Annotated in this window: 12 protein-coding genes and 1 pseudogene; 11 read left to right on the forward strand and 2 right to left on the reverse strand. The window is 44.0% G+C overall.

The window, feature by feature from the left end; translation table 11 throughout:
* The 10 genes and pseudogenes from A4S05_RS37215 to A4S05_RS37260 all read left to right on the forward strand — a co-directional run.
* Positions 1 to 551 (forward strand): annotated as a pseudogene (locus tag A4S05_RS37215) (type IV secretory system conjugative DNA transfer family protein); the annotation flags it as partial.
* Complete coding sequence (locus A4S05_RS37220; RefSeq protein WP_069074767.1) at positions 548 to 1,093, forward strand: hypothetical protein; 546 nt, start codon at positions 548 to 550, stop codon at positions 1,091 to 1,093. The pseudogene A4S05_RS37215 and the gene A4S05_RS37220, both read left to right, overlap by 4 nt.
* Positions 1,032 to 1,769 (forward strand): hypothetical protein, encoded by a 738-nt coding sequence (locus A4S05_RS37225; RefSeq protein WP_084227406.1) that lies wholly within the window; start codon positions 1,032 to 1,034, stop codon positions 1,767 to 1,769. The genes A4S05_RS37220 and A4S05_RS37225 overlap by 62 nt, the downstream gene beginning before the upstream one ends.
* Positions 1,766 to 2,821: a hypothetical protein gene (locus tag A4S05_RS37230; protein ID WP_069074769.1), complete on the forward strand. Its 1,056-nt coding sequence runs from the start codon at positions 1,766 to 1,768 to the stop codon at positions 2,819 to 2,821. The genes A4S05_RS37225 and A4S05_RS37230 overlap by 4 nt, the downstream gene beginning before the upstream one ends.
* Complete coding sequence (locus A4S05_RS37235) at positions 2,818 to 3,537, forward strand: hypothetical protein (RefSeq protein WP_069074770.1); 720 nt, start codon at positions 2,818 to 2,820, stop codon at positions 3,535 to 3,537. Before A4S05_RS37230 ends, A4S05_RS37235 begins: the two co-directional genes overlap by 4 nt.
* Positions 3,534 to 4,952 carry a hypothetical protein gene (locus A4S05_RS37240; RefSeq protein WP_069074771.1) on the forward strand — a complete coding sequence of 473 codons (1,419 nt, stop codon included), beginning with the start codon at positions 3,534 to 3,536 and terminating at the stop codon, positions 4,950 to 4,952. Before A4S05_RS37235 ends, A4S05_RS37240 begins: the two co-directional genes overlap by 4 nt.
* A 32-nt stretch (positions 4,953 to 4,984) precedes the next feature.
* Positions 4,985 to 5,791 (forward strand): hypothetical protein, encoded by an 807-nt coding sequence (locus A4S05_RS37245; RefSeq protein WP_069074772.1) that lies wholly within the window; start codon positions 4,985 to 4,987, stop codon positions 5,789 to 5,791.
* A gap of 96 nt (positions 5,792 to 5,887) precedes the next feature.
* On the forward strand, positions 5,888 to 7,087 hold the full coding sequence (locus A4S05_RS37250; RefSeq protein ID WP_256091395.1) for a hypothetical protein: 1,200 nt from the start codon (positions 5,888 to 5,890) through the stop codon (positions 7,085 to 7,087).
* Positions 7,056 to 7,259 (forward strand): hypothetical protein, encoded by a 204-nt coding sequence (locus A4S05_RS37255; protein WP_069074774.1) that lies wholly within the window; start codon positions 7,056 to 7,058, stop codon positions 7,257 to 7,259. The genes A4S05_RS37250 and A4S05_RS37255 overlap by 32 nt, the downstream gene beginning before the upstream one ends.
* Entirely contained in the window at positions 7,252 to 7,923 is a 672-nt protein-coding gene (locus tag A4S05_RS37260; protein ID WP_069074775.1) for a hypothetical protein, read from the forward strand. The genes A4S05_RS37255 and A4S05_RS37260 overlap by 8 nt, the downstream gene beginning before the upstream one ends.
* A 10-nt stretch (positions 7,924 to 7,933) precedes the next feature.
* On the opposite strand, the gene A4S05_RS37265 is transcribed toward A4S05_RS37260, so the two are convergent.
* Entirely contained in the window at positions 7,934 to 9,151 is a 1,218-nt protein-coding gene (locus tag A4S05_RS37265) for an ISAs1 family transposase (protein ID WP_069074776.1), read from the reverse strand.
* Between the two features lie 194 nt (positions 9,152 to 9,345).
* Between A4S05_RS37265 and A4S05_RS37270 the strand changes: the two genes are divergently transcribed.
* Complete coding sequence (locus tag A4S05_RS37270) at positions 9,346 to 9,834, forward strand: restriction endonuclease (protein ID WP_069074777.1); 489 nt, start codon at positions 9,346 to 9,348, stop codon at positions 9,832 to 9,834.
* A gap of 83 nt (positions 9,835 to 9,917) precedes the next feature.
* On the opposite strand, the gene A4S05_RS42435 is transcribed toward A4S05_RS37270, so the two are convergent.
* The coding region (locus tag A4S05_RS42435) for a hypothetical protein (protein WP_176727221.1) at positions 9,918 to 10,217 on the reverse strand (300 nt) is incomplete at its 5' end.

The following is a 10,217-nucleotide window of genomic DNA, read 5'->3' on the forward strand; positions in this document are numbered from 1 at the left end:
GGATGTCAGCATATATCGCCGCGTCCCGTCAATCCCTCTCCTCGCCCAATAGTGTATTTTTCATGGATGAGGCTAGCGTATTGCTTGGTTTTTCTGCATTGTCGCGGCTTGCGGGTCGGAAATGCGCTACGGCTCGAAAGCAAGGCTGTCGGGTGTTTCTGGCAGCGCAGGACGTTATCTCTATCGCCAAATCGGAGGCGGGAGAACAAATATTACAAAATATGCCATTGCGGTTGATTGGGCGTATTGTCCCAGGCGCGGCTAATAGTTTCTCTGAGTTGCTGGGCATCCCTAGAGAAATTATCGATAAAAACGAAAGCTTTGTCCCTAATATTCAGCAGCTATACACTTTGTGGCTGTTGGACTACAACAACAAGTATGTGTGCTGCCGCTATTATCCCTCGTATCCCCTGCTGGCGTTGGTCGCTAATAGCAGAGAAGAACAAGCCACGCGAGATAAATTTAAGAAAATTCACAGTGACAAGTTCACCTGGGTGGCAGAATTTTCTAAATATTATGTCGAGTGCATTAAGCAAGGTAAGCCCTTATGAAATTTGTATCATCGCTCATCCAAAATAAATTTTTAGCGGCAATACTCGCAGGCGTTGCGTCAATAGGAGCTTTTCAGGTTTGGCAACATAACCAAGCCCAACAAGAGAAGACTCTCAAGCAGGCGAAGACTAACTGTGGTGTCTACTTAGGGCTAGGAGAGGACGCAGTTAAGCGCAGTCCTAGCCTTAGAGCGCTCAAGTACGACAACAAGCTACTACGCGGATTGGAGCAAGTTGGTAGTAGCCCTGATTTAACAAAGCCTGGGGCTTATGTGATGCTTTTTCGCACCCCAGCTTCCACTCTTCCACCTAATGCTGTGCCCTTTGATGATTCGTTCTTTACTAGTTTGTTAAACAAGGAAAAATACCCATCTAAAACATTAATGGTTCGGGCAGTTTCCTTTGATTTAAAAAGTAGACAAGCCACTGTGGAATCATTTTGTACTAGAAGACCTTTTGTAGTTAATTTTGATGATTTATATGCTGAATACCAAACGATTGATCGTGATATCAGGCGCAGTAACTCTGATCTCCTTTTCTAGCCTTCCAGCCAATGCCCAAGCCCAGCCGCAGCAAAACCAATCATTCCTGACTCAGTTCCAACAGATTTACAGTAGCTTGCAGACTTACATCAATAATTATCAGAGGGAGTTTTCTAAAAGTTTGGGCAAGCTGTCAGCTGAATTAACCCAGGCAATTGAATCTAGCGTTGGCGATTTGGGTATTCCTGATCCCCTAAAAGCTGGCAAGAATATCGAGAAAGTGATTCAGAAGCAAGAGGGCAACTTACTAATACTAGATCCTCGCATTCAAGCCAGAGATGCTATCAAAGACTGGAACCAGCAATATACACGGGGTCAGTCCCAATCGGTTCTAGGTGCTGAGGGTCAAAGAGTCCAATCGCAGGAGGCAGCAATAACTAATGAGGCCACTGCCCAATCAAGTGAAAATGCGATCGCCGCGCAGGATGATGTAATCACCCAAGACATTCTCAAAAAGGTCGCCATTCAAAACTTGCAAGGCGTTGTAATTGCCAAATCTATCCATGCAGAAGCGCAAAAACAATCCCGTTCTTTGGCTGTTACAAATATCAATCTTGCCGATATTTCTAACCGCATGGATGAGCAAGCGGCGGCGAAAAATCAGGAGTCCAACGCCGCATCTCGCCAAATCATCCAATCTGCCGCCTCTACTGATTCATTCTGGAAGAATCAATGATTACGCTACCTATTCTTCTTGCTCAAACATTGGGGCAACAGCCTGGAGAAAATACGGGCACTACAAACTCAGGCGAAATAGTTCAAGGCGCTATTGAGGGCGCGGATTTAATCTATAAATCGTTTGAGAATGATTGGCTAGAGTTAGCGTCCGGCACTAATCCAATTTATACGGCTGTTGTCGCTATCTCCACCCTTGCGGCAGTTGTAATGGTCGCTTTCGCTTCTGTTGGATGGTATCGGAAATATGCAGAGTCAGGCTTTGCCTTCGACTTCGTTTCCGAGATGGTCTTACCATTATTAGTAATCGTAATGCTTAGTAATAATGGCTTTCTTCTGGCAAACACCACCCTGGCATTAAAAAATGTATCTACTGGGTTAAATAGGAGCATTCTAAGTATTACGAGAAACGGTGTAAATCTGAAGGATGCTATACGAAATGTCAACGCCGATCAAAGCTTTATTATAGCCGCACAATCAGCATTAGCTAAGTGCGAAACACTAGGAAGTGAGAAACAGGAAGGCTCGGAATCAAGCCCTAAACAAGCTTGTATTCAGGATGCCATAGACAATACCCGGAGAGACGCGCAGAAGGCTAGAGAAAAGACTGGCGCAGGCTCTGGCACAGGAAGCTGGAACCCATTAGACCTTAGTGGCGAACTTATCAACAGCGCGATTCAAGGCTTTGTTTATGTGATTCTGAGTGGGTTATCGGCAGCATTTCAATATGTAGTTCAGCTATCGTTTTTAATGGTTGCTTACGTTGCGCCAATCTTCCTAGTTTTATCTTTACTGCCTTTCCAAAGCAAGCCTATTTATGCTTGGCTTGCTGGCTGGTTAGGGCTGACATTGGTTCTCATTTCGTACTCGATAACTGTAGGTATTATTGCTAGCGCAATAGTCTCCAAGCCTTCCAGCAATCCTTTGCTATTGCAACTTTTGCAAGCCATTTTCTCGCCATTACTCGCGGTAGCCATAGGCACTGGTGGCGGAATGGCTGTATTCTCAGCTTTCACTAGTGGGGTTAAATTCTCGGTGGGGTTACGAAAATGAAATTATTAGAGAGAAAAGAGTTAAATTTCACCCCAATTTTCTTAATAGTCAATGCTATTTTATTAACGCTTTTACTATTTATAGAAATTGTCAATTTTGCTCGAATAGCAACGTTTTCTAAAACGAAAGCTTCGACCTTGGTAGAATTGTCTGACGGCGAATCTATCAGAGTTCTTCCTATAGGCAGCTTGGAGCGATCGCCGCAAGCTATTACGTATTTTATCGGGCAAACAATGACCGGGCTTTTAAGTTGGAATGCTCTACCAAAGCCAACCGATGATTACAAGATAGACCCCAGCAAACAATTAAAGTTAGATGTTGGGATATCGACATCAAAAGGCAAGATTACTACTAGTGTATGGGCTTCAGGTTTTGCGTTGTCAGAAGATTTTCGCGCACCATTCCTTGAGGAGATAGGTAATCTTACGCCGCCCGATGTCTTTAATGGGTCTACGCAATCAATCCTAAAAGTCAGCCTACTCAGTCAGCCGACTCGCATTAAGGACGGGCAATGGAAAGTGGATATGGTTGCAGAGATTGTTGTTTTCCAAGGCAGCAATTTAGTTGGTAAGCCCATCGCTTTTAACAAAACTGTATTTGTCAGGGCGATTGATACAGCTGCCCTGCCTAGATTTGCGTCCGATGTTCAAGAAACCGCATCGAGGGTTCGTAAAGCGGGGTTGGAAATTTACAAAATCCAAGATTTAGATTTATGAGCCAGAACACCCAATCAGCTTTGCCAGAGACAACTATTGAAATAGAGTCGCAAGATTTTGCCGCCATGAACGGCGCTAAAACTTCTCACGCTAATGATTTAATTCAAGCCTCCGAGAACCCCGCCCCAGAAGAAATTGTTACTGCTCGAACAGTCTCGCAATCTCCACTCTTAAAAATGGGCGTTGTTGCCCTAATTTGCTTTATCTTCGTGGCGCTCATTGGGGCAATGCTAGGCAACTCAATGAATGTGCTGAAGTTTTCTAAGGGCATTGTGCAACCGCCTACAGAAGAGCAAACGCCCCTAGCAGAGCCGGAAAATGAGACGGGCAAGGATAAAACAGCGCTTGCTCTGACTAGTCAAAATTACGAGTTAAAGCAGATTCGCGATCGCTTGCCAAGCCCAAACCCAACGCCGACCCCTAGCCCAACCTTAGCCCCAGCCCCAATCGCAGCTGTTACCCCTCCGATGCAACCAGTGCAGCGCGGACAACGTTCTTACCCAGTTGCCAGTCAGCCAGCCCCGCCCTTCACTTTGCCGCAGGTTAGAGGATCGCAATCTCAGCCCAGGATCGCCCAGCCGCTCAGACAAATTCCTCAGCCGCGTCCCCAAGCGAACATCGCAAAGTTAGATCCCACGCAGCAATGGCTTCTTGCTGCGAACGCTGGTAGTTTTAGTAGCTCAGGTGATGAGTCAGACGGCGAGGAACTAAAAGTTACTGGAATAGAAGGAGGGACGGGAGGAGCGCAACAAGTCGCAGAGGTCAGCAAAACTACTATTGATTACAACGCTCTTCGCGTACTCGTTGGCAGCACCGCAGAGGGCAGATTAGAAACGCCGATCGCTTGGGGCACTGGTGACGCTGGCAACCAGAATTACTTGGTGAAACTAACAAAACCCTTAAAAGCCTCAGATGGTAGGGACGTACTACCCGTGGGCGCTTATCTGGTTGTTCAACTAGCAGAGTCGAATGGTTCGGGTTTCGCCAAACTGCGCGGTGTTTCAGTGTTGGTCAATATAAACGGCGATACGCAAGAAAAGCAACTGCCAGAAAATGCCGTTCTGATAATGGCCAAGGATGGTGGTTTCTTAAAAGCAGAGTCTCGCAGAGGCAGTAATCTGGGCAACAATTTCATCTCTGCTATTGTTGCAGGAGTCGCCAAAGCTGCCGAAGTACAGAATCGCCCCATAACTCAAGTCAGCAGTAACTCTAATGGCTTCTCTACTAGCTCTACTACCAACGATCAAAAAGACCTATCCGCCGCTTTTGGAGAGGGTGCATTTAATAGCGTTCTCGATAATATCAAAAGTTCAAATGTCGCCCGTTCTCAGCAGTTAAGCGGTAGAGAACAAGTATTTGTGATCGATGTTGGTAAGCCAGTGCAAATATTCGTTAATCAAACAATATCGCTCTAGTCACAATAACGTTACGGTAACTGAGGATATAAATGTTAAAGAAAACCACTATTATTGCAGCATTTTTAATCTTAACTAGCGCGGCAAAAGCAACGGCGATACCCATCCGAACGGTTTACGAGAATGATGCAAACTCTAGCGCTATCGAATTAAAAGTATGGAAAGGCTATGGACTAACTATTAATTTAATGTCTACTGGGGAAACTATCAAGCAAGTTTGGATTGGCGATCCAAGTCGCTTCGCTTTTACCTCAAACGGTGGTTTATGCCCGTCATCAGGCGGCGATTCTGAATGCGCGGGAGGTAAAGCGACCGTAATCTTTCTTCGCCAGATTGACCCAATCGATTTTCCTGTGTCCACAAGCGGCGATGGTAGCACTCAAATTACACTACTTACCAGCCAAAAGCAATATCAGTTTAAGATAGTTCCCGCCACAGGCAACCCAGCCTATACAAGCTTGGTAGTTAAATCTGATTCGGATCGCCCATTGCCCATTACCCGTCCGCGAACGCCACTTCCCCTAACAGTTGAAAAACCGCAATCAGCGCCGCCACCACAAACAATAAAAGTCCCTCTGCCTCAGCCTGTTGCCTTAATGCGCCCCAATCCTGGGACTATGCTAAATGGTGCGATTCAGAGAAATGATGCTAATGCCCTCGCTTTTGGGCTATCAGAAGCTGGGCGCAAAGGTCAAGTTAAACCCGGATCTACCACATGGAACAAGGTGCAAGATGCTATCAAACTATTACGGCGTGGCAAGACAATAGATGAGGCAATTTCGCTTTCTCAGGTCGATAAAACTACTTTTCATCAATTACTTGAATGGGGGCGATTGTGAGCGATTTCTTAAGATATATTCGTGAATAGCTAAACACTTTTTGTATTTGCGTAGGTTTAAAAGTGAAAGAAAAATGTCCCAATTACACCAATAAAAATGATGAAATCTAAACTCTTTCTACTGACTGCGATCGCTTCAGTAGTTCCGCTTTCCGCCTCAGTCGCACAGACACCGACAATCGATTATTCACAAGGCTTGTACAAGACGGCTGCCCCCGACTGGTCGAAAATCACATGGGATACTTTGCCACCCGTTCAGCAGCCAGGATTTTTAAGAATCCCTAAAAACCTGATTTCAGTTTTTGGCTACGACCCCTCGCGCTCGTGGACAGCAGGGCAAAAACTAGACTCTGTTGTGATGCTGGGCGATGCCGATGATGCTTTTAAGATGTCGGACTTGAGCTTAAAGGCTATTGACACGGTGGCTTTGCCCACTACAGCCACAACCACCAAACCCACCCTCAAAGACTTTGGATTAATGCAATGGCAAACGCCAAAAACATTAGTTAAAGCAATGCCTGAATTAAGCAATTTGAGCCTATCAGAAGTTCCCCCACTAGCCGATCTATTTTCTAGGAATGGTGCTGCTGGACTGGGTAGCAGCACTATTTCTCAAGCCATAGCCTCAAATCCTCAAGCCGCAGATTTGACGCTAGACAAGATTGACCTAAATAAGTATTCTCTTAATTCAATTCCTGGATTGACCAAAACTCAGCTAGGAAAGTTTAAATCATGGCAGCAAGCATTAGTCAATCAAATTCCTAAATTAAGTCAAGTGCCCTTTGATAAAATGCCTCAGCCTATTAGCTCTGATATAGGCGTTGTGGGGATTGCATCGGTTGTACTTGGCACAGCAGAGAAGGGCGACACAAGGGCTGGGAATGATTACTTTGTTTCTGGCAGCGTTGTCAGAGGCGACCGCACTTTAACAGTCGCCTGTCCTCCAGGCATTGAATGCTCATACTTAGAGATGGGGGATTTTGCTGGCAGTCAGGGCAGCTTGTATGGTAAGCGTTGGGCATCAGGCTCATCTCAGCTAGTTTTGGGCGGCTATGGGTTCCTAGCAGCCGTTAACGGTGGGAAGGAACCAACAGGGCGGCTAGTGTATGGTAGTGGATTCAAAGTAGCGCTAACTGGAGTTAATGAATCGAAGGGGACTGCCGACTTTGGCTTGTTCTTTAGGATCTGTGCGCGTCCGCCATTCCAGCAGAAAACTTGCACCCCTTACTTCATTGGGCCAGTTCCCTGGTTGCCCGTGAGTGAGAATGATTTGGTTATCGTGGGGACGGGACGATGACCGAACAATTCGCAATTCGCAATTCGCAATTCGCATTGATGGAGAATTTGCTTACATAGAAGTTGAGGGTAGACAGGTTCTTAATAAACTCGGTGGAATAGTTTTACCAGAAGTAGCGATTAATCCTGAACTGTTAATTCAGTCAATTCTCAAAGGTGAAAATAATGATTGATGATGGCGAAGCTAAAGAGATTAAGCGAGATTATCTAGAAATTTTAGAATCTCTTCTCAAACTCATCCATGCGAAAGCTAAAGAAAAAGGATTAGATCCCAGCAAGGATATTCATATTTACTCTAGCTCTAGCAAAGTTTATCAAGGAATATTGGGAGAATCCCCCTCTAAAAACTTCTTAACGCCGACGATAGTAGAGAACTTAAAAAAAGCTCTGTCTGACCCGAAAAATTCTCAAGGGGCAATTTCTATTAAAATTGGTAATGAAAAAGTATTCCATATTAAAAATGGAGAAGTACTGACTGACAAATTAGGTTTAACTCCCCGAACACAGAAAAATGAAGTTGTAAGTAATGAGCGAATTTACAGTGTAGAAGCTTTGCAAAAACAAGTGGCTGTTTTGCAATCTAAACTAGAGTCGCAACAAAAACTGGTTGACAGTCTCAAAAAAAATGAACAAACACCTGAATCCTTGTCAGAACTGGCTGCTCAAGTTAGCGAAATGGGCAAGTCTTTAGAAAAGCAACAACAGTTGATTGAAAACACCCAAAAAGCATTGTCCCAGGTAAATAAACGGTTTTTACCACAAGTTCAAAATACGGTTCTTCAAAACTGGGTTGGGTCAGTTGAACGTCCAGGGTTAGCGCGTCTCAAAACCTATTGACAGTTGGATTCTAGGAGAGTGTTGAATTTGGGAGAGCCGCAGCCAACACAGAAAGCATATACTGATCATTCATAACGGCTCGTCGTGACTTTTGGCGAATACTGCGACGGAAAGATGATTCTCGTTGTAAGGCATTAAGAGCAATGCGACGTAGCAAAGCAAAATTCTGTGGACTGTGTAGAGAACGAATTCGACATTCATCTTCATTAAAAGTGACATCTAATGTCCAATGAACAGAATTTTCTATTCCCCAATGCTGTCGAATGGCACTACCAATTTTATTAGCATCACTGGCAAGACTAGTGATGTAAAATTGCACCTCATGGGTAGTCTGATTCCAATGCTGAATCGAACGCACTACCATAACTACTGTTGTCAAACCAGCCCATAAATCTTGTTCATGAAGTGCAGGAAGTTGTGACACTGGTACGGTGTAAACCTGACGATTCTCGATTCTGTGATGCCCTTTTTCTATCCGTTGACTCATGCTCACATTAATATTTTTAAATCCATTGGACTGGGCTGTCTCAAACCAATTCTTTACTTGCTGGTGCAGTGTAGGATGATTATCTTTCAAGCTCAAAACGTAATCAGAATCAGCGGCAATAATTTTCTGGGCAATCGATTTTTGAGTACCCATTGCATCAATAGTAATGATGCAGCCAGATATGTCTAGCATTTCTAATAGTGCTGGAATGGCGGTGATTTCATTGGATTTGTCAGTGACCTTTGTTTGTCCTAACACCAAACGGTGTTCACTTGACCATGCACTGACTGTGTGTAAAGCTTTTAGCTGAGATTCTCGGTCATATGAGCCTCGATGAGTTTTGCCATCTATAGCTATTACTTCTACTCCCAACTTCTCCACTAGTGATTTTACCCAGCAACGAAAACATTTCTCAAATTCTTTGGGGTTAATTTTCTCAAATACTCTTCTAAAAGCGTCTGGACTGGGTATTCCCTCTGGCAGTTCTAGAAATGTCTCCAACCACTCCTGTTTATTGAGTCCGTACTCCTCAATATCTTCCCAACCTTGCCCTCCTGCTATTACTGCCAAAATCGCTATGGTGATGATATCGGTCAGTGAATGCCATCTCGTCCTTTCTACTCTGGGGTCTTTGATTTCTGTGAAGTATTCCTGAAACTTAGTGGTAATGTCTTTGCTATCTATGCTGGGTGCAAAAGATCCTTTGGTTTTGCTTTTCTTGTTCTCAAATCCTGTTGGCATTACTCGAACCTTGCACCTAGATGTATTAAATCTTACCCTAGCTCGGATAGTGCCACTTTCAACCCGACATTGCATATCAGGTAAATCAGGTAATTCCTCTTGTCAATAGGGTTTGAGACGCGCTAACCCTGCAATTACTACCAAGCCCAGCGCGAACACCAAGGGTTAGATTACCTAAAAAGCTTAAGAAACACTTGAATAATATTGAGTACGCTAGTCAAGTATTACTTGAGCTTCGTAGCATAACTCAATTAGCCAAATTGCCAGTAGTAATCGCTACGCTACGCAGGATATCGCCTTACGTTTTTGAAGAATTGGTACTCACTTGTTGCTTTGAACAGGGCTGGCAAATCCAACGCAACTTTCGGTACACCGGTGACGGCGGGATAGATGGTCGCGTGTTGATTTTAGGAAAGCTCTATGTAATCCAGGTTAAACGTTACGCTGATTACATTAGCCCAGAACACATCAAAGATTTCCTGTCCTGTATTGAAAGTGAAAGAGCTAGTGGTGGATTCTTCGTGCATACTGGCATAACTGGACAGTTATCAAAACAGTTGATTCGTCGCTCCGATAAAATAATCTTAGTGAGCGGTCAGAAACTAGTAAATTTTGTCTTAGGTGAGCAGTTGAAGATAATAGGGATAACAATACCAGTTAAATCAGTGAACATTGAACAGTGAATAGTGAACAACTAACCTATCAATGAATTGATGGAAATATCTGATACCTGATACCTGATACCTGATAATTGATAACTGATAAGTTAGCGCCGGAACCGTAGATGCTCCTCGTTGTCATTTGGCGATGGCGAGTTGATTCCCAATCTTTTCATAATCGATGGTTTTTCATCTTTAATGAGTTGCCTAACGATGTTCATTTTTTGCTCAAAAGTCAAAGCTTTGGCATCAGTTGTAACACTCGTAAATAACTCGCTGACCTTTGCTCCTGTTACCTTTTCACCTTTGACATATTTTCCTACTTCCATAACTAAAGCAGCCAATCTTTCAATATCTAAACCGTGAATTATTTGTTTAATGTGTAATTTAACTGACTCTTTTAATAA

Source organism: Nostoc sp. KVJ20, from assembly GCF_001712795.1.
Lineage (GTDB): Bacteria > Cyanobacteriota > Cyanobacteriia > Cyanobacteriales > Nostocaceae > Nostoc.